We start from the raw sequence: 21,239 nt of genomic DNA, 5'->3' as shown, positions 1-21,239 counted from the left end.
GAATGATGTCATGAACGTAGTTCGCGTACGTCTGCTGTGCACCCTGTTGGCCACCCTGGTGCTGCCGGGCATGGCCGCTGCGGCCCAACCGCCTGAGCAGGACGCCCAGGTCACCCAGTCCAAGGCGTTCCTGGACAGCCATCCGGATCTGCGCCTGCGCCAGAAAGGCCTGCAGGCGTTGAAGCAGGACCGGGCAGACCAGGCCACCCACTGGTTCCAGCGGGCCGCCTGGTATGGCGACAAGCCCTCCCAGGCGATGCTGGCCGAGCTCTACTGGTCCGGCCACGGGGTGGCCGTGGATCGCCCGCGGGCCTATGCCTGGATGGACCTGGCCGCTGAACGCGGGGGGCAGCGTGCCCTGGCCAAGCGCGAGCTGTACTGGTCTCAGTTGAGCGCTAGCGAACGTGAACGCGCCCGCCAGGTCGGCCGCCCCCTGCATGCGCGCTATGCCGACGCCGTGGCCCAGCCGCGCCAGGAGCGGCAGATGCGCGCCAGCCGCGTACAAGCCACCGGCAGCCATGTCGGCTACGTCGGCACCATGGGCGTGTGCATGCGCGGCGACCATGCCGTGGACCAGACCCGGATCATCAATGACACCTGCAGCAGCAGCGTCGAAGGCAGCCGCTACTACGCGCAGGCCCATTGGTCGCCCACCCACTACTGGCAGGCGCAGGACGCTGAACTGGAGCGCAGTCTGTCGCCGCGCGTGGACATCGGGCGCGAACAGGCGCTGCCGGCGCCGCGCTGAGTCTTTCCCGGCCGCCCCGGCGGCCGGGCACGTGGCCGTAGAATAGGCCGATGGCCAAGCTCTATTTCTATTATTCGGCGATGAACGCCGGTAAGACCACCACCCTGCTGCAGAGCGCGCACAACTACCGTGAGCGCGGCATGCGGGTGGCGATCCTGACCCCGCGCCTGGACGACCGCGCCGGCGCCGGCGTGGTGGCCTCGCGCATCGGCCTTCGTGCCGACGGCATGGCCTTCGAACGCGATACCGACCTGCAGCAGTGGGTGCAACAGGACCTGGCGGCCAACGGCCCCTTGGGATGTGTGCTGGTGGACGAAGCGCAGTTCCTCAGCCGCGCCCAGGTCTGGCAGCTCAGCGAGGTGGTGGACCAGCTGCGCATTCCGGTGCTGTGCTACGGCCTGCGCACCGATTTCCGCGGCGAGCTGTTCGAGGGCAGCCAGTACCTGCTGGCCTGGGCCGACGAGATGCAGGAGATCAAGACGATCTGCCACAGTGGCAAGAAGGCCACGATGACCGTGCGCGTGGACGAACACGGCCATGCGGTGCAGGACGGCCCGCAGGTGGAGATCGGCGGCAACGACCGCTACGTGTCGGTCAGCCGCGCCGAGTTCAAGAAGATCACCCGGGGCGAAGGGCGGATCGAACCGATGCAGGCCCCGCTGCCGTTGTAAGGGGTGGGGGGTTTTGCAGGGCTTGCAGCCCTGCACCTGCTTTGGAGCCGAAGCCGAAGCAAGATCAAAGGCGACTCTGGCTTTCTGCTGGTTGGGCGGGGCGGTGTGGGCTTGCAGGACACGCCGTAAACCCATCCATGGGGGCTCGTAGGCGCCATCCATGGCGCCTGCGGTCCTGCAAGCCCACACCGCCCCACCCCCGACAATTTCCCGCGGCTGTTGGTAGGTGTCGACCTTGGTCGACACGGTGGATCCACGCCATGCGTGGATGAAATCTGTCAGATATCGATATGAATCTGGGGTCAGAGCCCGTTGCGCAGCAACGGGATCCGACCCCGGTGCCGTTCCGACAGATCGCGGACAACTGTCGAAGGCGGGGTGGGTCCGGTGGCGGGGGTGTCCGCGGCATGGATGCCGCGGCCAAGCCTACAGGGACGTACTTGCGGCGTCCCCCGGCACCGGACCCACCCCGCCATCCCACTGAATGCAGGCCTTTGACGTTGCTTCGGCAGGTGCAGGGCTGCAAGCCCTGCAGACCAACCCCAATTCAATACAGCGTGCGCTCGGGCGCGCCGGCCGGCGGCGGGGTGTACTGGTACAGCCAGGTCTCGGTGAGGGTCTTGCCGCCGCTGCGCAGGTACAGGCGGATGTCGATCTGCTCGCTGCTGCCCTCCGGCGGCACCAGGTCGAACATCGCCCGATACCCCTTGATCTCGCGCAGCGGGCGCGCCGAAACGATCTCGACCCGGCCACGACTGGTTTCCACCACCGCTTCCACGTCGGCCTTGTCGATCAGCCCGGCCAGTTCGCCGCCTTCGAAATCCACCGCGAAGCGCCAGCTGAAGTACTCGCGCTTCTTGCCGATGATGCCGCCCAGGCCGGTACGGCTGGCCACGCAGTGCGCCAGCGGCGGGCGCGCCGGCGGTTCGGCGCCCCAGTACAGGCGGTAGCCGATCAGCAGTTCCTGCCCGGCCTGCGGCTTTTCCTTCGGGTTCCAGAACGCGACGATGTTGTCGAAGGTTTCATCCACGGTGGGAATCTCCACCAGCTGCACCGAGCCTTCGCCCCATTCGCCCTTCGGCTCCACCCACAGGCACGGGCGCTTCTCGTAGAACACGCCGTCGTCCTGGTAATGGTCGAAGTTGCGGTCGCGCTGCAGCAGGCCGAAGCCGCGCGGGTTGCGGTCCACGAACATGTTGAAGCGCAGGTTGCGCGGGTTCAGCAGCGGCCGCCAGATCCATTCGCCCGACCCGGTCCACAGTGACAGGCCGTCGGTATCGTGGATTTCCGGGCGCCAGTCCCAGCCCATGCGGCGGTCGTTCTCGCCCACCTGGTACATGCTGGTGCAGGGCGCGATGCCCAGCCGCTCGATCGCCTTGCGCGGGTACAGGGCGCTGTCGATATCCATCAGCAGCACGTCGCCATTGGTGATGGCAAAGCGGTAGGCGCCGGTCACGCTGGGCGAATCCAGCAGGCCATACACCACCAGGGTGTTGGAATCGGCCGCCGGCTGTTCCAGGTAGTAGGCGATGAAATCGGGGAATTCTTCCGGCTTGCCCATGCCGGTGTCGATGGCCAGGCCACGCGCGGACTGGCCGTACTGGCCTTCCTTGCCGACGGCGCGGAAGTAACTGGCGCCGAGGAAGGCGGCGAAATCGCGGTCGGTGTCGGTGCGGGTGTTCAGGCGGAAACCGGCAAAGCCCAGGTCGGCGGGCAGCTCACCGTTCTTGATGCCGCTCTTGCCGTAGTTGAACGCCGCGCCGTCGTAGGCCAGTTCCTGTGCCTTGCCATCGACCACGTCGAACATGCGCACCGGCGAATGGAAGTACAGGCCCAGGTGGAAGAACTTGGCCTGGAACCGGCCCGGCTGGTCGGCCCACAGCGCGTGGTCCTGGCGGTAGCCGATCGACTGGTACTGGTCCCAGTCCAGCCCTTCCAGCCGGCCCGGCAGCACGCGCTTGTGGCTCTTGTAGGGGGCCTGGGCCAGGGCACGGGCCTGGCCCTTCAGGGTGGCGAAATCGAACGGCTGCGGCTGGCCCAGGCGACGCAGGCCCAGCTGGCCGCTCTTGCCGGCCGCGCAGGCAGGCAGGGCAGGCAGGCCAAACGCAGCCAGGGCAAGGGAGGCATTGCGGAGGAAATCGCGACGTTGCATGCAGGCGCGGGAGCAAGGGAAAGGTCGGCCATCATAGGCAGACAAACGTTAACGGGCAGCGGAGGTGGCCGGCTGCGGTTCAGTCTGCGCCAGCGCGGCGATGCGGGCCTCCAGCCCGCGCAGGCCCGGCGCCTGCGGGCCGCGCTGGGCCAGCAGCAGCTGCCGCGCTTCAGCCAACACCTCGCGTGCCTGCGCGGGCTGGCCGGCCTGCTGCAGCGCCTGCCCCTGCGCCAGCAGCGCCTGTGGCAGCAACGCGGTGTGGTCGGGCTGTCGCCACAGCGTGGCCGCGCGCGCGTAGTGGCCCGCCGCGGTAGCCGCATCGCCACTGGCGCTGGCCCACTGGCCCAGGGCGAATTCACCGTGGCCGATCTCGCGATGGCTCGGCCCCAGCGCGGTCAGCAGCTGCGCCTGCACGGTCCGCAGCTCCTCGCCGGCCAGCGCCAGTTCGCCCCGCTGCAGCGCCAGCAGCGCGCGCGCCCGGCGCACCACCAGCGCCTCCGGGTGGCGCGGGCCCCAGGCCTCCTGGGCGGCTGTCCAGGCAAGTTCAAGCTCGGTGGCAGCGGCAGCCGTCTGTCCCTGCCGCGCCAGCACATCGCCCAGCTGGCGGTGCAGGGTGATCACCTGCGGGCTGCTGGCATCGCTGGGCTGCTGCAGCAGCGCCAAGGCCTGGCGGTAGCCGGCCAGCGCCGCCGGCAGGTCCCCCGCGGCGGCGTCCAGACCGGCCAGGTCGGCCAGCGATTCGGCACGCCCGAAGCGCTCGCCGATGCCCTGGTGGCGCAGTGCCAGGGCCTGGGTGAAGGATCGCCGTGCCGCCTCGGCATCGCCCAGTTCGGCCTGGCAGCGGCCCAGCTGGCTGTGGAATTCAGCCACCGACGCCGGCAGGGCGCTGGCTTCGGTGGCGGCCAGGGACTGCAGCGGCTGCAGATGGGCCAGGCATTCGCGGTCGCGGCCCAGCATGCGCAGCGCGCGCCCGCGCTGGGTCACCGCCTCCAGCTGCAACGCAGGCGGCACATCGTCCACCCGCTGCAGCAGCTGGCGCTGCCGGTCCAGTGTCTGCAGGGCCAACTGGTAGTCGCCCAGACCGATCCGCAGTCGCCCGATCACGCCCTCCAGCTCGGCCAGGGCCAGCGGCTGGTCGGCCAGCTCGGCTTCGCCACGCTGTTGCCCGGCAGCCAGCAGCTGCGGCACGTCGAAGTGCCCGTGGCGCTGGCTGGCCGCCTTGTCGAACAGGCCCACGGTGAAATCCTGCATGGCCTGCGCGCGGGCCATTTCCAGCCGCGCCTGCCGCGCCTGCCACAACGCCGTCGATGTGGTGCCCAGCAAGCCCAGCACGGCCACCGACGCCAGCGCCACGCCCCACCGGTGCCGGCCCACGTACTTGCGCACGCGGTAGCCCACGCCGGGCGGACGGGCCTGGATGGGCTGCCCCTGCAGGAAGCGCCGCAGGTCACCGGCCATCGCCTCGGCCGAGGCATAGCGCTGGTCGGGGTCTTTCTGCAGCGCTTTTTCCAGCACGACGTCCAGATCGCCGCGCAGGCGCCGGGCCTGCCGCTGCAGCGCGCGACGCGGCGCGCCGGGCTGGTCGGCCAGCCGCTGCAGCAGCACCGACGCGCGTGGCGCCTGCACGTCCAGGATCGAACGCTCCCATTCGGCATCACTGTGCCGGCGCAGCCGGTAGGGCTTGTGTCCGGTCACCACTTCGAACAGCACCACGCCCAGCGAATAGACGTCGGTGAGCGTGGTGACCAGTTCACCGCGCACCTGCTCCGGGGCCGCGTAGTGCAGGGTGAACGCACGGATCTCGGTGGCCGGGTGCGGGCTGCTGGTGTCGTCGTGGTCCAGCAGCTTGGCAATGCCGAAATCCAGCAGCTTCACCGTGCCATCGTCGCGCACCAGGATGTTGGACGGCTTCAGGTCGCGGTGCACCACCAGGTTGGCGTGGGCATGGCTGACCACCGCGCAGACCTGCAGCATCAACTGCAGGCGGGCTTCCAGCGGCGGCTGCACCCTGCGGCAGTAATCGCTGATCGGCTCGCCTTCCACGTAGTCCAGCGCCAGGTAGGGCTGTCCGTGCAGATCCACGCCGGCATCCAGCAGCTGCGCCAGGTGCGGGTGCTGCAACCGGGCCAGGATCTGTCGCTCGCGGCCGAAGCGCTGGCGCAGGCCGGGATCGGCCACGCCGCTGCGCAGCAGCTTCAGCGCCACCTGGCGCTGGTACAGGCCATCGCAGCGCTCGGCCAGCCAGACCTCGCCCATGCCGCCTTCGCCCAGCGGACGCAGCAGCCGGTACGGCCCCACTTCGCTGCCGGCGCGGCCCGGTGGCGGCGCCGTCCACAGCGGCTGGGCCATGAAATCCTGGCTGTCCGGTTCCTGCTGCAGCAGCCGCTGCAGTTCTTGGCCCAGCGCCGGGTCATGTTCGGTCAGGCGCTGCAGGCGCCGCTGCCGCGCCTCCGGGTCCAGTTCCAGCAACTGGTCCAGCCAGGATGAAAGTTCCTGCCAGCGTGCGCTGTCCATCGGCCGGGCCGCGTCGCGGTGCTCAGTCTTCGCGCATGGCGGCCAGCAGGAACAGGCGCGCCTTCTGCCAGTCGCGGCGGATGCTGCGTTCGGAACGCTGGCTCAGTTCGGCAATCTCCTGTTCGGACAGGCCGGCGAAGTAACGCAGTTCCACCACCCGGCCCAGGTGCGCGTCCACCGCCTGCAGGCGTTCCAGGGCCACGTCCAGGGCCAGCAGGTCTTCGTCCAGGCGCACGCCACTGCTGCTGTTCTCGGGAATCTCGGCCACCCGTTTCAGGTCGCCACCGCGCTTGCGGGCCAGGCGGTTGCGCGCGTAGTCCACCACCACGCTGCGCATGGCCGATGCCGCGTAGGCGAAGAAGTGCGCGCGATCTTCGAAGCGGGCGGCGCCGCGGCTGCCCAGCAGTTTCAGATACGACTCGTGCACCAGTGACGTGGCATCCAGGGTGCGCCCCTGCTGGCCGGCCAGCTGGCGCCGGGCCATGGTGTGCAGTTCCTGGTAGAGCGTGGTCAGCACGCGGTCCAGCGCGGTGCGATCACCGCCGCGCGCAGCGTCCAGCCATACGGTGATGTCCGGTCCCTCATCCATCGCCAACGTTCCCCCGCCGGATGTTGGCTGGACTATAACGCTGCCGGTGTGCAGCGCATGAAGACGTTCAGCGCTGGCAGCGGCTGCACCAGACGCTGGCGCGCTGGCCGATCATGGCGTGCTTCAACGGGCGCCCGCATTGTGGGCACGGCAGGCCATCGCGGCCGTACACCAGCAGTTCCTGCTCGAAGTAACCGGGAGCGCCGTCGGGGCTGATGAAATCGCGCAGGGTGGTGCCGCCGCGGGTGATCGCATAGCCCAGCGTGTCCTTCACTTCGCGCGCCAGCCGCTGGTAGCGCGCGCGGGAGACCTTGCCGGCCTCGCGCAATGGGCTGATGCCGGCCTTGAACAGGCTTTCGGCGGCGTAGATGTTGCCCACCCCCACCACCACCGCCTGGTCCATCAGGAAGGTCTTCACCGGCGCGCTGCGGCCGCGGCTGCGTTCGAACAGATAGTCGCCGTCGAAGATCTCGTCCAGGGGCTCCGGGCCCAGGCCCTGCAGCAGCGGATGCACTTCACCGGCCGGCTGCCACAGCAGGCTGCCGAAGCGGCGCGGGTCGTTGAAGCGCAGCAGGCGGCCATTGTCCAGGCTGATATCGACGTGGTCGTGCGTGCGCAGCGGCGTGTCGCCGGGCAGCACGCGCAGGCTGCCGGACATGCCCAGGTGCAGTACGGCGCTGCCCACGGCGGTATCCAGCAGCAGGTACTTGGCACGGCGGCGTACGCTGTCGATGCGCTGCCCCGGCAACTGCTCGGCCACGTCCGGCGGGATGGGCCAGCGCAGGTCGGCGCGGCGCAGGATCACCCCGTGCACGCGGCGGCCTTCCAGATGCGGCGCCAGGCCACGGCGGGTGGTTTCGACTTCGGGCAGTTCAGGCATGGGCTGATTCTACGCCGGGCCACGCGAAGCCGCCGGCAGGGTCCGGCGCTACCGGACAAGGCGCCCTACGCATCCGCGGTGGGCGCTTCGACCAGGAAGGCACCTTCCACCAATGCCCCCCGCCCACCCAGTCGCCAGAACGCCAGATAGGGCCCGAAGTCGACCGCGGCCGGGGCCAGTGGCTGGGCGATGTACCAGCCCAGGTAGAGATCGGAGGCAAGGTGGTACAGCGCCTCGTCCAGTGCGTTCATCTGCGGGCTGTCGAGCGTGCGCGCCCGGCGCACTTCATCGCAGATGACATCGTGCAGGTAAGCCGCTGGGCCCGAGCCGCTCCAGGCCGACTGCAGACGGTCGGCGGGGGCTTCGACCACCGGCACAGCGCGCAGCGTGGCCTGCAGCGCGGGCTCGCCGGCAACACCGGCCACCCGGGCCAGCTCATCCAGCCAGGCGCGCGCGGCGCGGGCCAGCGCCTGCGTATCGCCCACGTGGGCCGGCTGCAGGTACAGGTGGTTGCCCCAGTGACCGGCGCCGAGCACGTCCAGCGCGCGCGCACGCAGTGCATCGGCATGCGGGAAGGTGGCGAACACCGCGGCCAGCGTGTCCGGCCCGGTCACGCCCTGCAGCAGGCCGGAGAAATACCAGTCCTCCTGATCGCTGTGCCCGGCACAGAATGCCGTCCACTCCTGCATCAGTTCATCGTCGATGCGGTCATCCATGGTGAGGTTTTCCCTTGCAGCGGTGCGGCCGCCATGATCGCCGATCAGCGCGGCGGTGCGGCCAGTTCACGCGCGTCCAGGTAGCCATCGCGGTTGGCATCCTGTTTGTGGAAGCGCTGGATGAGCGTCTGCCGCTGCTGCTCGCGGGTGATCGGCCGGCCCTTGCCGCCCGGCAGTTCATCGGCGGTCAGCACGCCATCGCCGTTGCGGTCCATGCGGTCGAAGGCATACAGCATCCATTGCACGTACTCCGCTTCACTCACGCGGCCGTCGCCATCGCTGTCCATGCGCTGCAGGTAGGTGGCGGTGTCGCTCACCTGGGCCTGCGCGCACAGCGGCGCCAGCACGGCCAACAATGCTCCTGCGATTCGCCTCATGCGCCCACCAGGGTGTAGCCCTTCAGGCGCGCGGCGTAGGCCTGCAGCGTGGCGATGCCGCTTTCTTCGGCTTCGCGGCACCAGGCCTGCAGCTGGCGCAGGCGCTCGGCCGCATCGTGCCCGCGGGCTTCCAGCAGCGTGGCCAGGCGCGCGCGGAACTCGACCAGCACGCCGATGCGCGGACGCTGCGCGACCCAGGCGCGCAACTGCGCGCGGCTGTCCGGATGCAGCCAGCGGCCGTCGTTCACCAGACCGCGGCGCAACCGCCGCGGCAGCAGACGGCGCAGCTTGGCCCCGGCGTGGGCGGCCTCCTCGCGCAGTGCCGGCACGAAGACATTGCGCTGGTAGTCGGTCATGGCCTGGAAACGGTGCGACAGCAATGCCTTCAGGGTGTCCGCATCGGGCACGGCGATGTTCGGGCGCACATCCATGGCCGGCGCCACGCGCAGCACCGTGGCCAGGCGCACGGCCTGCAGCAGGCGGATCGCGCTCCAGCCGATATCGAATTCCCAGCGCCGCATCGCAAAGCGCGCCGAGCTGGGGAAGGCATGGTGGTTGTTGTGCAGTTCTTCACCGCCGATCCAGAACGCCCACGGCGTCAGGTTGGTGGAGGTGTCGGCCGATTCATAGTTGCGGTAGCCCCACCAGTGGCCCAGGCCGTTGACCACGCCGGCGGCCCAGAACGGAATCCAGGCCATCTGGATGGCCCACAGCGCCACGCCCGGCAGGCCGAACAAGGCCGCGTTGATGGCCAGCAGCAGCACCGGGCCCAGGGTGGCGCGCGGCGTATACAGGCGGCGCTCGATGGCGTCGTCCGGAGTGCCGCGGCCGTACTGCTCGATGTCCGCGCGCTGGCCGCGGGCCTGCCGGTACAGTTCCACGCCGTGCCAGAACACCTGGCCGATGCCGCGGGTGACCGGGCTGTGCGGGTCGTCTTCGGTTTCCACCTTGGCGTGGTGCTTGCGATGGATGGCCACCCATTCGCGGGTGATCATCGAGGTGGTCAACCACAGCCAGAAACGGAACAGGTGGGCCAGCACCGGGTGGAAATCCACGCCGCGGTGGGCCTGGCTGCGGTGCAGATACAGGGTGACCGAGAAGATGGTCAGCTGGGTGAAGACCAGCAGCACCAGCAACAGCTCCCACCACGTCGGGCCAAGCAGGCCGTGGGCCAGCAGGGAGATCAGGGCATCGGGCATGGCGGCTCTCCAGATCGACGCGGGGATGGCAGACATGATGGGCGCTTGCGTTGCAAACTGCACCCTGCGACGGTGATCGGCACCGTCATTCCGTGGCACCGTTCACACGTTGGGGAACCCCGTTGTCGAGTCCTGAACCACGCACCCACGCCCCGTCGCCGGCCGGCGACGGCGATGTCCTGCCGCCCCTGATCGAACTGGACCACGCCAGCGTGATGCGTGGCCAGGTGAAGGTGCTGCACGCGCTCAGCCTGCGCATCGCCCAGGGCCAGCACACCGCGCTGCTGGGCCCCAATGGCTGTGGCAAATCCACCTTCATCAAGCTGATTACCCGCGAGCTGTACCCGCTGGCCCAGGCCGACGGCCGGGTGGCGGTGAAAGTGCTGGGGCAGAACCGCTGGCAGGTGGACCGGTTGCGCTCGCAGCTGGGCATCGTCACCGGCGATCTGAGCAGCAACCTGTCCGACATGCCCGGGCTGACCGTGGAACAGGCGGTGCTGTCGGGCTTCTTCGCCAGCTATGTGGTGCCGGCGTTCCGTGAAGTGACCGCCGACATGCGCGAGCGGGTGGGCCAGACCCTGGCCCTGACCGGTGCGCTGGGCCTGCGCGAACGCGCGTATGCCGAGCTGTCGGCCGGCGAGACCCGCCGCGTGCTGATTGCCCGCGCACTGGTGAACCGGCCGCAGGCGCTGCTGCTGGATGAACCGTCCACCGGACTGGACCTGGTGGCGCGGCAGCAGTTGATCGCCACCATGCGCACCCTGGCCCAGCAGGGCATCACCTTGGTGCTGGTGACCCACCACATCGAAGAAGTGATTCCCGAGATCGAGCGGGTGGTACTGCTGCGCGACGGCCGCGTGCTGGCCGATGGCCCACGCGATGCACTGCTGCGTGATGAGCCGCTGTCGGCGGTGTTCGGCGGTGCGATCCATGTGGTGGAACACGATGGGCGGCTGACCGCATACGCGGGGTGAACCACCGGTTCGAAGCGCGCGACCGGGATGGCGGACGACGGTAGAGTCGACTGTCAGTCGACTGCTCTTCGTACGCCCCCCGAAAATCCCGCGCTGCGCGCGTTAGTCGACTGACAGTCGACTCTACCCCCGAGATGGATCCCCATTGCGAGGCAACACCCCAAGACGGTGTTGCCTCACCGTTACGCGGTTGCAGCGGGCCGGAATTGCCGGCCCGCTGCTGTTGCTCAGAACCGCAGCGCCTGCGAGCGCGATTCGATCGGTGCCATCCGACTCTGGTCCTGCAGCTGCAGCTCACGCAGTTCATACGGCGCACCGAAGCCGGCAGGCAGCGGTGCCTGGTCGAACGGCAGCACCAGTGCGCCCTGCCCTGCGCCGTCGAACCACGCTGCGGCATGCGCCTGCGCCACCGGCTTCAACTGGCCGTCGGCGCCGGTGGCGTACAGCGTGCCACGCGCTTCATAGCGGCCTGGCGCAGCCACCTGCAGCGGCAGGCTGACCCGGCGGCTGGCGGTATCCGGGCTGGCCTGGCCGCTGAACCGCGCGGTGGGCTGGGCCACGGCAAAGGCCACCTTGCCGTCGCGCAGTACGCCGTCTGCCTGGGCGAACACCTGCAGTTCCCACAGCCCCTGCACGGTGCTGGCCTGGGCGGGAATGCGCACCTGCGCACGCAGGCTGCCGTCGCTGGTGCGCAGCAGCCGCTGCGGCCAACTGCGGCCATCGGGCGCCACCAGCAATGCCTCGCCGCCCAGGCTGCCGCGCCGTGCCGCCAGCTGGTTGGCGTTGGCACCGTCTTCCAGCAGGCGCGCCTGCAGCTGCACGCTGCCACCGGCCAGCACCTGTGCCTGGCTGGCCTGCACTTCCAGGCGCACCGGGCTGTTGGGTTCAAGCACCTGCACCACGTAGCGCCCCTGCGCCTGCGCGCTCTGCAGGCGGTAGGCGCCCACTGCGCTGCTGGCACCGGTGCGCAGCATGCTGCTGCCATCGCTCACCGCCATGCCGGCGTCCTGTAGCTGGCGTGCATCGACGCTGCGGGCCACGCTGGTACGGCCGGCGGCATCACGCACCTGCAGTGCGTCGGCGGGCAGCGCGCGTGCGCCGGCACCGGGACTGACCTGGATCACCGCATCCGGGGCGGTCAGCGGCAGGTCCAGGCCGCGCTGCAGTTCGGCTGCGTCGACCTGTTGCCAGTAGCTGCGGCTGACGGCGGCATACGCGCCCGGCGCCTGCAGGGGCTGCGCCGGGTCCAGCGCCCAGGCGGAGGCCAGCGGCACGCGCTCGCTGTCTTCGGCGGGCAGGGGCGCGGCCACCAGCGCGGCGGGTACCTGGTCGCTGGCCAGGGCGGCACGCAGCGGTTGTGCGGCCAGGGCGGGCCCGGCGGCAAGTGCGGTCAGCACGGCAGCGGCCAGGAAGGTGGAATGGATCGTCATGGTCGTCTCCCTCACTGGGTCAGGTCGTTGCGCAGGATGGTGCCCAGGCCGAAGCATTCGCGCCGGCTCTGGTTGTGGCTCAACGGCTCGGCCCCCTGGGTGCGCGCCTTGTCGGTGAACAGCAGGCTGCCGGCCGCCTTCTGGCTGCTGCATTCCAGGAAACCATCGGAACAGGACGACAACCAGTTCTGGGTGAATTCCAGGCCGACATTGGCCGCGTAGCCGCCGCAGTAGCTGTTGCTGTCCCAGACCGCCGATTCGACATCGCTGCCGACCACCGCGCGGAACGGCTTGGGCAGGGCCGGGCGGCCGGCGGTGCCATACAGGTTCTGCGCGTTGTAGGTGGCCATGTGGCCGACCTGCTGCATGCGCACGGCATCGTTCTTGTACCCCAGCAGCCAGCCCAGCGAGGTTTCAAAGGTGTTGCCGTTGAGTACCGCATCGGCCAGCGGCGTACCGGCTGACGACGGGGCCAGCGCGGTGACCTTGCGGGTACGGCTGATGATCTTCGGGTAGCGGCTGTCGTAGGTGGGGTTGGACAGGATCCAGCGCATCACGTTGCCGCCGTTGGAATGGGTGATGACCACCAGCTGGGTGATGCCGCGGCTGTCGATGAAGCCGGTGAGCTGGCTGGCCAGGCAGCCGGCCGCTTCGGGCTTCCACATGTACTGGGTGAAATCGCAGTTGATGACCACGTAGTTGCTGCTGTTCGGCAGCCCCTGGCGCACGGTGTCGATGATCGCTGGCTGCCAGTAATCCTGGGTGGCGTTGGTCTGCGCGCCGGTGCCATGCACGAAGGCTACGCCGTAGACGTCGGCGGCCTGTGCCGGTGCGGCGGCCAGGCCCACCAGCAGGGCCAGGACGGTACTTCCTGTTGCGGTGCTGCGCATCGCATCTCTCCCTTGTCAGCAGATCCCCCCGGCCCGGCTGTGGGCAGATGCTGGTGCTGAAGGCATGTGAAAGTCCGTGCGCTGTGACCGGAATCAGGACATTGGCGACAGGCCGACCGTGCCGGGTCTGGCCGTATGACCGATGGGCGCTGCGGCACCCGGCGGCGGCTGCGATCATGGCGCCTGTGTTCACAGCCCCGAGTCTGCCCATGTCCCTGATCGCCCGCCCTGCCCGCCCGTTACTGGGTCTTGCCATCGCCATGACCCTGGCCAGCTGCGCCGCCACCGCCAGCAAGCCCACCGCGGTGGAGGCCAACGTGACCACCCGGGCAGTGGGCTACCTGGACGCAACCGCAGTGCCGGCCAGCCTGCTGCTGGTGCCTGCCCCGCCTGCGGCCGGTTCGGCCGGCTTCGCGCTGGACGAACAGGTCAGCCGTGAGGCCCGCGCCCTGCGCGGCACGCCGCGCTTCGCCCAGGCCACGCGTGACGCCGAACTGGGCTTCCCGGAAGGCGCCAACCAGTTCTCGTGCGCGATCGACGTGGACGTGGATGCAGTGAAGACGCCTGCGCTGTATCGCCTGCTGGAGCGCAGCCGGATCGATGCCAGTGCGGCCACCAAGGCGGCCAAGAACCACTACCAGCGCCCGCGCCCGTTCATGGTCAATGGCGAACCCACCTGCACGCCGGACGATGAAGCCGGGCTGCGCAAGAATGGTTCATACCCCTCCGGCCACACCTCGATCGGCTGGGCCTGGGCGCTGATTCTTTCCGAGATAGCCCCGGACCGCGCCGATGCCATCCAGGCACGCGGCCGCAACTACGGGGAAAGCCGCCTGGTATGCAACGTGCATTGGCAGAGCGACATCCTGGAAGGCCGCTTCATGGGTGCCGCCGCCGTTGCGCGCCTGCACGACAATGCGGCGTTCCAGCAGGATCTGCTGGCGGCACGCAGGGAAATTGCTGCTGCGCGCAAGGCGGGGCAGCACTCGGCCCGCGACTGTGCGGCAGAAGAAGCGGTGTTGAAGGTGCGCCCGCAGAGCGCGCTGTAGCCTGCACCGCTGCGCTCGCCGGGCATGGCCCGGCGCTACCGGGCGCACTGCAGGGGTAGCGCCGGGCCATGCCCGGCGGACCCGGAAACCCGGAAACGCAGAAGGGCCGGCATTTCGCCGGCCCTTCTTCATTGCATCACGCGGTCAACCGCCTCAGAACTTCGCGGTGAATTCCACGCCGAACGTGCGCGGCTCGTTGAGGAAGCCGGTGAGGTTGTTGAAGTCGATCGCACCGACCACGCGGGTCTGGTTGGTCAGGTTGCGGCCGAACACAGCCACGTCGTACTGGCCGTAGTCCCAGTTGTAGCCCACGCGCAGGCCACCTTCCAGCGAGCTGCGGCTGCGGAACTCCGGCGACTCGTACAGGAAGAAGTTCACCGGGCTCTTGTACGCCCAGTCGGTGTAGACGTAGATCTCGCTGGCGTCGTTCACCGGGAAGCCGGCACGCAGGGTCAGGTTGTGGATCCACTTCGGCGCCTGCGGCAGCGGGTTGCCGTTCACCAGCGCGTAGGTGCCGCCGTTGATGACGGTGGTCGGGTCGGTGATGGTGCAGCCACCGCCGCAGATCGCCACCGCCAGATCGCGGTCCTTGATCTCGGTGTCGTTGTAGCTGCTGCCCAGGGTCATCAGCACGTGGTCGGTCAGGTAGGCCTCGAAGTCCAGCTCGAAGCCCTGGCCGATGGTCTTGTCGGCGTTGAGCAGGGTGGCGGTGTTGTTGCTGCCACCCACCGCGATCAGCTGCTGGCCGTCCACGTTGTAGCGGAACACGTTGAAGCCCAGGCGTGCGCGACGATCGAACAGGTCGGCCTTGATGCCGGCCTCATACGAGATCACCTTTTCCGAATCGGCCTGGGTGACGCCGCCGAAGGCCAGGCGGCCCTGGATGGACGGTGCACGGAAGCCCTTGGCCACGCGCGCATAGGCATTGATGTTGTCGGTGATCTGGTAGACGCCGCTCAGGTCCCAGCTGACATCGTCCACATCACTGTTGGCCAGGTACGGGCCGCTGACCGGCGTACCACCGGACACGGCCTGCAGCACGCTGGCGGTGAAGTCCTTCTTGTCCTGGGTGTAGCGCACGCCGGCACGCAGCTTGAAGCGGTCGGTCACGTCCAGGTCGCCCGAGGCGAACGCGGCCCAGGCCTTGTTGCGCTGGCTCTGCACGGCGTGGCCGGTCTGCGGGTTGCCCGGGGTCAGCGAGTCGTAGTTGAAGCTGTCGATGGTGACGTCTTCATCGAAGTAGAACACGCCGGCCTGCCAGTCGAAGCGGCCCCACTCGTTGGATTCGACGCGGAATTCCTGCGTCCACTGGCGGTGGTGCGGCAGGCCGTCGGCCGACTCGGACGGGAACGGAATGAAGCCCGGGCCGTAGTTGCCCGCACCGAGGAACGAGGCGCCGTAGCCGCCGTCCACGTCGCCGTGGTTCAGCGATTCGGCGGTTTCATAGCCGGTGATCGAATGCAGGGTGACCCGGCCCAGGTCCCACTTGATGCGCGCGCTGCCGCCCCAGGTTTCCAGGTTGGAGAAGTTCAGGCCGTCGGTGGACACCTTGTCGCGGTCGAAGTTCTCGACCAGTGCGTTGCTGCCCGGCTGGATGATGTTGGCGCGGAACAGGCGCGCGGTGCCGTTGAGCTTGCGCTTGTGCAGGTTGAACAGCGCTTCCACGTCGTCGCCTTCGTACAGGAACTGCACGCGGCCAGCGGCTTCGTCATAGCCTTCGAAGCCCGAGCTGGGCGCATTGGCGATGGTGTTGTCGACGTAGTTGTCGCGGCGCTGGTACAGCGCGGACACGCGGGCCGACCAGCGGCTGGTCAGCGGGCCGCCGTAGGCGCCCTGCACGTTCCAGGTGTCATAGCTGCCGTAGGACACCTTCACGTAGCCGTCGGCGTCCTGCGAGGGGCGTGCCGAATCGAACTTCACTACGCCGGCCGGGGTGTTGCGGCCGAACAGGGTGCCCTGCGGGCCGCGCAGCACTTCCACGCCGGCCAGGTCGAACAGCGGGAAGCCCTTCAGCAGCGGGCTTTCCTGCACCACGTCGTCGTACACCAGCGACACCGGCTGCGAGGCATTGAGGTCGAAATCGGTGTTGCCCAGGCCGCGGATGTAGAAGCGCGGGAAGGCACGGCCGTAGGACGACTCGATGTTCAGGCTGGGCACGCGTGCGGACAGGAAGCGGATGTCATCGCCGGCCGAGCCGAGCACATCCAGCTTTTCGCCCTGGATGGCGGTGATCGCCACCGGCACGTCCTTGGCATTTTCCACGCGCCGCTGCGCGGTCACCTGCAGGGCGTCGAGGGCAACCGGGTCCTTGGCGGCAGGGGTTTCCTGGGCAGCTGCTACCAGCGGCAACAGGGCGGAAAGAGCGGCAACGAGGGGGCGCGCGACCGGAAGGCGGCCACGGGAAGTGCGGGTCGGAGACATGGCGGTAGGCTGTGTTTGGAGGGGTGGTAAAACGGCGCTACCAGATAATTGTTGCAATACAGCACCCGCGCCGCAAATGCCGATCGTTCATGGCCCTGCCATTCGCCCCCGTGTGCTGCGGCTAGACTCGTGGTTTGTTCCCGCAACGGAGCTGCAGCAATGACCCAGTGGTACTTCCATGCCGCCGGCCAGGCCGAGCGTGTCGGCCCGCTTGATGACGAGGCCGCGCGCGCCCATGCGCAGGCGTATCCACACGCGCTGGCCTGGTGCCAGGGCATGTCCGGGTGGACACCGGTGTCCGAGGTTGCCGCGCTGCGCCAGCCGGCCGCGCCCACCCCGCCACCGCATGCAGCGCCGCCGCCGGCGGCGCATCGCAGCGTGGTAGCGCCGGTCAGCAACAGCGGTGGCCACGGCGACCCGATCGATTTCCGCATCGTGGGCCATGAGATGCAGTTCGTGGAAATCGGCCTGGACCCGGGCGAGAGCGCGATCGCCGAAGCCGGCGCGCTGATGTTCAAGGACGCCTCGGTGCAGATGGACACCGTGTTCGGCGACGGTTCGCAGGCCAGCAGCGGCTTCATGGGCAAGGTGATGGCCGCCGGCCGCCGGGTGGTCACCGGCGAAAGCCTGTTTGCCACGGTCTATACCCAGACCGGCAACGGCCGCGGCACCGTGGCCTTCGCCGCGCCCTACCCCGGCACCGTGCTGCCGATGAAGCTGGACCAGCACGGCGGCCGCCTGATCTGCCAGAAGGACAGCTTCCTGGCCGGCGCCCGCGGGGTGCAGATCGGCGTGCAGTTCCAGCGCCGGATCATGACCGGCCTGTTCGGCGGCGAGGGCTTCATCATGCAGAAGCTGGAAGGCGACGGCTGGGTGTTCATCCATGCCGGTGGCTGCGTGGTCGAGCGTGAGCTGGCGGCCGGCGAGCGCCTGGACGTGGATACCGGCTGCGTGGTGGCCTACCACCCCACGGTGGACATGGACGTGCGCCGGGTCAGCGGCATCAAGAGCATGCTGTTCGGTGGCGAGGGCGTATTCCTGGCCACCCTCACCGGGCCGGGCAAGGTCTGGCTGCAGTCGCTGCCGTTCTCGCGCCTGGCCGGGCGCATGTGGATGGCCGCGCCGCAGGGCGGTGGCAAGAACCGCGGCGAAGGCTCGGTGCTGGGTGGGCTGGGCCGCATGCTGGACGGCGACAACCGGTTCTGACCCTGCTCGGTAGCGCCGGGCCACGCCCGGCGCGCACAGCGGCGACGGCACCGCCAGCTGAACCATCCGCCCGACATCGCCCGGCGCTACCCACGTAAATTGCAGCTTCGGTATGCTGGCGCCCTTTCCTGAACCCGCGCCCCGTGCGCCGCTGCCGATGACCGTGTTCCGCCCCCGCGTGCTGCTCTCCGTCGCCCTGCTCGGCCTGCTGGCCGGTTGCGGTGGCGAAGAGGTGCGGCCCACCCCGCCCCCGCCGCCGACCGTGGTGCCGCAGGCCAAGCCGGTGAAGATCGGCATCGCCCTGGGCGGCGGCGCGGCCAAGGGCTTTGCCCACATCGGCGTGATCAAGATGCTGGAAGCCAACGGCTTCGAACCGGTGGTGGTGTCCGGCACCAGCGCCGGCAGCGTGGTCGGTGCGTTGTATGCCAGCGGCATGGACGCCTTCCAGATGCAGAGCAAGGCGGTGGCGCTGGACGAAGCCAGCATCCGCGACGTGCGCCTGTTCTCCGGCGGCCTGGTGCAGGGCCAGAAGCTGCAGGACTACGTCAACGAACAGGTGGCCAACCGCCCCGCCGAGAAACTGAAGAAGCCCTTCGCCGCCGTCGCCACACAGCTGGAAACCGGCGAGCGTTCGATCTTCGTGCGCGGCAATGTCGGCCAGGCGGTGCGTGCCTCCAGCAGCATTCCCGGCGTGTTCGAGCCGGTGAAGATCGGCGGCCGCAACTACATCGACGGCGGCGTGGTCAGCCCGGTGCCGGTGGACGCCGCGCGCCAGCTCGGCGCCGAGTTCGTGATCGCCGTGGATATTTCCAGCAAGGCCAGCGGCAAGGCGCCGACCGGCATGCTGGGTATCGTCAACCAGTCGATCGCGATCATGGGCCAGCGCCTGGGCGAGCAGGAACTGGCCCGCGCCGACATCGTGATCCGACCGAAGGTGCTGGATATCGGCGCGGCCGATTTCAGCCAGCGCGGCACCGCCATTCTGGAAGGTGAGAAGGCGGCCATGGCGGCCATGCCGCAGATCCGCGCCAAGCTGCAGCAGATGCAGAAGGCACGCGGCGCGGCGCTGGCACCGACCCCGGTCGTGGCACCCAAGTGCGAAGAACCGTCGCGCCTGGGAAAGCTGATGGGCCGCAAGGAAAAGTGCTGAACTGAGACGATCGGCAGGCGTGGCCCGCAGGCCGCGCCCACCGCCTACGCAGATGCGCCGGGGCCGGTCAGGCCATGACCGGCGCGCTGCGGGTCGGCTGCAGCTGCTGATCCTGCTCACGCTGCAGCGCCTGTTCCTGCGCCTGGCGCTGATCGTTCACCGCCAACTGCTGGAAGGACTGCTCCACCGGGATCGCCAGCGCCTGTGCCACCGGCACCTGCGCGCGCAGATGCGCCGGGTCGGCCGGGTCGCCCTGCACCACGAACAGGTTCGGCCCTTCCTGCCCGGCGAGCACCCCGCGTCCCATCAGCACGTGGTCCACCCGCTGCAGTTCGGCGCCGGCCGCCAGCGTGGTGAGGCTGGCGCTGACGCACTCGCTCTGCGCATCCCACGGCTTGCCCAGCCCCGCCTCGAGATCGCGCACGCCCGCCGCGCACTGCTGGTAGAGCGCGTGGCGTGCATGCCCGGGCTCGCGCGGATCGATGCCGGCACGCTGCCGTTCCGGCTGCATCTGCAGCGGGGTGGCATCACTCAGCACGAACGGGCTGGCCATGATCGTCCGGTCCTTGTTCTCATCGTCCGCATGGAACTGCCCGCGCAGCGTCTCGCGCAACTGGCGCACATCGCGTGCATCGTCCAGATACCGCAGCGTGGCCGGATCGGTCTCGCGCACGCTGCCCACGGGCACCGAACCGATGGGCAGCGGCAGCACCGGGGCATTCACCGGCACCGAGACTTCGCGGCGCCACTGTCCCTGGGCATCGTCGTGCACATACGTCGCACCGTGGTAGGCAATCCGATCCGGGTCGAGATTGGACACAGGCTGCAGGCCATGCGGTCCACGTGCCTCGGCCATGTTCTTCAGATAGCCGGCCGGATCGTCGATCAGGTTCCGGTACTTGCCGAGCACCAGGTTCGTTGTCTCGGCCGCGCGATCCAAGCCGCGATTGTTGTTGTCCAGCAGCATGGTCCAGACGGCTTCGGCTTCTGCACGACCACCATGGGCGCGTGCGGCCATCAGCAGCGTGTAGGGGGTCCAAGCGGAGGGATCAATGCCGCGTGCGTTGAATGCGTCATCATGCGCTTGCTGGATGTCATCGACTGGGAGGTTCAACGCAAGATCCGACCTGCCCGCTTCAAACTGTGCTGCGCGCAGCGCGAAGTCGCGCTGGATCAGCTCGACGCCGAACTCCTGCCACTGACCTTCATTGAAATGAACGCCATCGGCGCGCGCCTGCCGGTCCGCGAAGCTGTTCGCCGTGGCACCGGGGTTGTTGTCGTTGCGCACGACACCGAGTGCCAGCAGGCCGTAGCCGTCATTACCCTGCTTGTGCGCGAGGTAATTGAAGTACAGCTCGCGGTTGCCCGCCTCTGCGTAGGCCTCAAGAATATCGAGGTCCTGCCTGCTCAGTCCGTCCTTTCCAGTATTCATTTGCGCTCCTTCGTGATGTTGTCAATCAGCAACACGCGCGCGCGCGTTGCGATCTGCTTCCATTGCGGCAGCCCCTCGCGGGGATACTTGATGTCAACGATGGTGTTCAGTTCCTCGATGACGAACGTCTGCTGGCATTCGGCGAATCCGATAACGCGCTTCTTCACCATCTTTCCATCACGGTACTCCACGCCCGACTCGGTGATCTCGCGCGGCGTACAGCGAACCAGCTGGTCGACGCGTCCCACGTCGTCCCGCGATACGTACCAGTCGTAGTGATAGTCCGGCTTCATGACCGGTGCTGTTTCGGGCATTCCTCTCGCGCGGTGGTAAGCACGCACGCTGTCCATGTCTATGTAGTAGGGAACCAAGCCATGGAGCGCGTCACCCTGGATCCGCCCGTCCAGTGATGCAGCTGGGTCATCAATCCGGCTTGGTCGGGGGGTGTATCTGCGCTGCATCACGTCCCAGACGTCTGCCTGGCCGATGTACATGTAACTGAGCCTTACCGTGCGGATGGATACATCGACCGTGAGGTTCATCCGCTCGCCGGGCTTGAACGGCTGCAGCGATGGGTACTCCAATGCGAGTGAGAAGCTTCCATCGTGCTCGGGCCCCATCTGTGTGCTGAAGTAATTCTGCGGCAACTCCAGCTGATAGGGCCCCACGCAGGCCCGCTCGATGGGTGAGGGAACCTGGTAGGGATTGATCGGCTGGTTGTCGATTGTGATCGAACACCCCTGCTCATTCGTCAGAAGGCGCGGCGGTTTACGCGGCGTTTCGGCCTGCGCGCACGCACCCAGCAAGAGCGTGATCAACAGGCCAGCCATGGGCGACTTCA

At 68.5% G+C, this 21,239-nt stretch carries 18 protein-coding genes; 6 read left to right on the top strand and 12 right to left on the bottom strand.

Features of this window, described 5'->3' with window-relative positions:
- The first annotated feature begins 10 nt into the window (after window positions 1-10).
- Together C1931_RS00375 and C1931_RS00370 are read left to right on the top strand one after the other, a co-directional pair.
- A complete protein-coding gene (locus C1931_RS00375) occupies window positions 11-748 on the top strand; it encodes a sel1 repeat family protein (protein ID WP_108755006.1) in 738 nt (245 codons plus the stop codon).
- Between the two features lie 50 nt (window positions 749-798).
- Window positions 799-1,419, top strand: coding sequence for a thymidine kinase (locus C1931_RS00370; protein ID WP_108747968.1), 621 nt, complete (start codon window positions 799-801; stop codon window positions 1,417-1,419).
- A gap of 547 nt (window positions 1,420-1,966) precedes the next feature.
- On the opposite strand, the gene C1931_RS00365 is transcribed toward C1931_RS00370, so the two are convergent.
- The 7 genes from C1931_RS00365 to C1931_RS00335 all read right to left on the bottom strand — a co-directional run bounded on the left by C1931_RS00365 (window position 1,967) and on the right by C1931_RS00335 (window position 9,846).
- The gene (locus tag C1931_RS00365; RefSeq protein WP_108755005.1) at window positions 1,967-3,571 is read right to left on the bottom strand and encodes a glucan biosynthesis protein D; all 1,605 of its coding nucleotides are present in this window, start codon (window positions 3,569-3,571) and stop codon (window positions 1,967-1,969) included.
- Between the two features lie 48 nt (window positions 3,572-3,619).
- A complete protein-coding gene (locus tag C1931_RS00360) occupies window positions 3,620-6,085 on the bottom strand; it encodes a serine/threonine-protein kinase (RefSeq protein ID WP_108755004.1) in 2,466 nt (821 codons plus the stop codon).
- 22 nt (window positions 6,086-6,107) lie between these two features.
- Window positions 6,108-6,674, bottom strand: coding sequence for an ECF-type sigma factor (locus C1931_RS00355; RefSeq protein WP_108747965.1), 567 nt, complete (start codon window positions 6,672-6,674; stop codon window positions 6,108-6,110).
- Window positions 6,675-6,741: 67 nt separating this feature from the next.
- The gene (mutM, locus tag C1931_RS00350; RefSeq protein ID WP_108747964.1) at window positions 6,742-7,554 is read right to left on the bottom strand and encodes a bifunctional DNA-formamidopyrimidine glycosylase/DNA-(apurinic or apyrimidinic site) lyase; all 813 of its coding nucleotides are present in this window, start codon (window positions 7,552-7,554) and stop codon (window positions 6,742-6,744) included.
- Between the two features lie 65 nt (window positions 7,555-7,619).
- Window positions 7,620-8,270, bottom strand: a complete 651-nt coding sequence (locus C1931_RS00345) for a hypothetical protein (RefSeq protein WP_234412711.1) — start codon at window positions 8,268-8,270, stop codon at window positions 7,620-7,622.
- 44 nt (window positions 8,271-8,314) lie between these two features.
- Window positions 8,315-8,647, bottom strand: a complete 333-nt coding sequence (locus tag C1931_RS00340; protein ID WP_108755003.1) for an EF-hand domain-containing protein — start codon at window positions 8,645-8,647, stop codon at window positions 8,315-8,317.
- Window positions 8,644-9,846: a fatty acid desaturase gene (locus C1931_RS00335; RefSeq protein ID WP_108755002.1), complete on the bottom strand. Its 1,203-nt coding sequence runs from the start codon at window positions 9,844-9,846 to the stop codon at window positions 8,644-8,646. The genes C1931_RS00340 and C1931_RS00335 overlap by 4 nt, the downstream gene beginning before the upstream one ends.
- Window positions 9,847-10,061: 215 nt before the next feature.
- On the opposite strand from C1931_RS00335, the gene C1931_RS00330 reads away from it, so the two are divergent.
- Entirely contained in the window at window positions 10,062-10,820 is a 759-nt protein-coding gene (locus C1931_RS00330; RefSeq protein ID WP_234412925.1) for an ATP-binding cassette domain-containing protein, read from the top strand.
- Between the two features lie 227 nt (window positions 10,821-11,047).
- Here the strand turns inward: C1931_RS00330 and C1931_RS00325 are convergent, their stop codons facing one another.
- The gene (locus C1931_RS00325; protein WP_108755001.1) at window positions 11,048-12,250 is read right to left on the bottom strand and encodes a DUF4785 domain-containing protein; all 1,203 of its coding nucleotides are present in this window, start codon (window positions 12,248-12,250) and stop codon (window positions 11,048-11,050) included.
- Between the two features lie 11 nt (window positions 12,251-12,261).
- Window positions 12,262-13,140, bottom strand: coding sequence for a hypothetical protein (locus C1931_RS00320; RefSeq protein WP_108755000.1), 879 nt, complete (start codon window positions 13,138-13,140; stop codon window positions 12,262-12,264).
- Between the two features lie 209 nt (window positions 13,141-13,349).
- On the opposite strand from C1931_RS00320, the gene C1931_RS00315 reads away from it, so the two are divergent.
- The gene (locus tag C1931_RS00315) at window positions 13,350-14,189 is read left to right on the top strand and encodes a phosphatase PAP2 family protein (RefSeq protein WP_108751723.1); all 840 of its coding nucleotides are present in this window, start codon (window positions 13,350-13,352) and stop codon (window positions 14,187-14,189) included.
- Between the two features lie 153 nt (window positions 14,190-14,342).
- Here C1931_RS00315 and C1931_RS00310 read toward each other — a convergent pair whose 3' ends face one another.
- A complete protein-coding gene (locus C1931_RS00310; RefSeq protein WP_108754999.1) occupies window positions 14,343-16,610 on the bottom strand; it encodes a TonB-dependent receptor in 2,268 nt (755 codons plus the stop codon).
- 159 nt (window positions 16,611-16,769) lie between these two features.
- Here C1931_RS00310 and C1931_RS00305 point away from each other — a divergent pair, with 159 nt between their 5' ends.
- Window positions 16,770-17,816 (top strand): TIGR00266 family protein, encoded by a 1,047-nt coding sequence (locus C1931_RS00305; RefSeq protein ID WP_108754998.1) that lies wholly within the window; start codon window positions 16,770-16,772, stop codon window positions 17,814-17,816.
- A 157-nt stretch (window positions 17,817-17,973) separates the two neighbouring features.
- Window positions 17,974-18,966 carry a patatin-like phospholipase family protein gene (locus C1931_RS00300; protein WP_108754679.1) on the top strand — a complete coding sequence of 331 codons (993 nt, stop codon included), beginning with the start codon at window positions 17,974-17,976 and terminating at the stop codon, window positions 18,964-18,966.
- 67 nt (window positions 18,967-19,033) lie between these two features.
- On the opposite strand, the gene C1931_RS00295 is transcribed toward C1931_RS00300, so the two are convergent.
- Together C1931_RS00295 and C1931_RS00290 are read right to left on the bottom strand one after the other, a co-directional pair.
- Window positions 19,034-20,398 carry an XVIPCD domain-containing protein gene (locus tag C1931_RS00295; RefSeq protein ID WP_108754997.1) on the bottom strand — a complete coding sequence of 455 codons (1,365 nt, stop codon included), beginning with the start codon at window positions 20,396-20,398 and terminating at the stop codon, window positions 19,034-19,036.
- The gene (locus tag C1931_RS00290) at window positions 20,395-21,228 is read right to left on the bottom strand and encodes a hypothetical protein (protein ID WP_108754996.1); all 834 of its coding nucleotides are present in this window, start codon (window positions 21,226-21,228) and stop codon (window positions 20,395-20,397) included. The genes C1931_RS00295 and C1931_RS00290 overlap by 4 nt, the downstream gene beginning before the upstream one ends.
- Window positions 21,229-21,239: the final 11 nt, after the last annotated feature.

It is taken from the genome of Stenotrophomonas sp. YAU14A_MKIMI4_1, from assembly GCF_003086855.1.
In the GTDB taxonomy this organism is placed as follows: Bacteria; Pseudomonadota; Gammaproteobacteria; order Xanthomonadales; family Xanthomonadaceae; genus Stenotrophomonas.
Note: the sequence above shows the minus strand (reverse complement) of the source record. Positions and strands in the feature narration are given on the sequence as shown.

What these genes read in the sequence shown, in the direction of transcription:
- C1931_RS00375 (WP_108755006.1), top strand. Translation starts at nt 11, where the DNA reads ATGAACGTAGTTCGCGTACGTCTGCTGTGCACCCTGTTGGCCACCCTG.
- C1931_RS00370 (WP_108747968.1), top strand. Translation starts at nt 799, where the DNA reads ATGGCCAAGCTCTATTTCTATTATTCGGCGATGAACGCCGGTAAGACC.
- C1931_RS00365 (WP_108755005.1), bottom strand. Translation starts at nt 3,571, where the DNA reads ATGCAACGTCGCGATTTCCTCCGCAATGCCTCCCTTGCCCTGGCTGCG.
- C1931_RS00360 (WP_108755004.1), bottom strand. Translation starts at nt 6,085, where the DNA reads ATGGACAGCGCACGCTGGCAGGAACTTTCATCCTGGCTGGACCAGTTG.
- C1931_RS00355 (WP_108747965.1), bottom strand. Translation starts at nt 6,674, where the DNA reads ATGGATGAGGGACCGGACATCACCGTATGGCTGGACGCTGCGCGCGGC.
- mutM (WP_108747964.1), bottom strand. Translation starts at nt 7,554, where the DNA reads ATGCCTGAACTGCCCGAAGTCGAAACCACCCGCCGTGGCCTGGCGCCG.
- C1931_RS00345 (WP_234412711.1), bottom strand. Translation starts at nt 8,270, where the DNA reads ATGGATGACCGCATCGACGATGAACTGATGCAGGAGTGGACGGCATTC.
- C1931_RS00340 (WP_108755003.1), bottom strand. Translation starts at nt 8,647, where the DNA reads ATGAGGCGAATCGCAGGAGCATTGTTGGCCGTGCTGGCGCCGCTGTGC.
- C1931_RS00335 (WP_108755002.1), bottom strand. Translation starts at nt 9,846, where the DNA reads ATGCCCGATGCCCTGATCTCCCTGCTGGCCCACGGCCTGCTTGGCCCG.
- C1931_RS00330 (WP_234412925.1), top strand. Translation starts at nt 10,062, where the DNA reads ATGCGTGGCCAGGTGAAGGTGCTGCACGCGCTCAGCCTGCGCATCGCC.
- C1931_RS00325 (WP_108755001.1), bottom strand. Translation starts at nt 12,250, where the DNA reads ATGACGATCCATTCCACCTTCCTGGCCGCTGCCGTGCTGACCGCACTT.
- C1931_RS00320 (WP_108755000.1), bottom strand. Translation starts at nt 13,140, where the DNA reads ATGCGCAGCACCGCAACAGGAAGTACCGTCCTGGCCCTGCTGGTGGGC.
- C1931_RS00315 (WP_108751723.1), top strand. Translation starts at nt 13,350, where the DNA reads ATGTCCCTGATCGCCCGCCCTGCCCGCCCGTTACTGGGTCTTGCCATC.
- C1931_RS00310 (WP_108754999.1), bottom strand. Translation starts at nt 16,610, where the DNA reads ATGTCTCCGACCCGCACTTCCCGTGGCCGCCTTCCGGTCGCGCGCCCC.
- C1931_RS00305 (WP_108754998.1), top strand. Translation starts at nt 16,770, where the DNA reads ATGACCCAGTGGTACTTCCATGCCGCCGGCCAGGCCGAGCGTGTCGGC.
- C1931_RS00300 (WP_108754679.1), top strand. Translation starts at nt 17,974, where the DNA reads ATGACCGTGTTCCGCCCCCGCGTGCTGCTCTCCGTCGCCCTGCTCGGC.
- C1931_RS00295 (WP_108754997.1), bottom strand. Translation starts at nt 20,398, where the DNA reads ATGAATACTGGAAAGGACGGACTGAGCAGGCAGGACCTCGATATTCTT.
- C1931_RS00290 (WP_108754996.1), bottom strand. Translation starts at nt 21,228, where the DNA reads ATGGCTGGCCTGTTGATCACGCTCTTGCTGGGTGCGTGCGCGCAGGCC.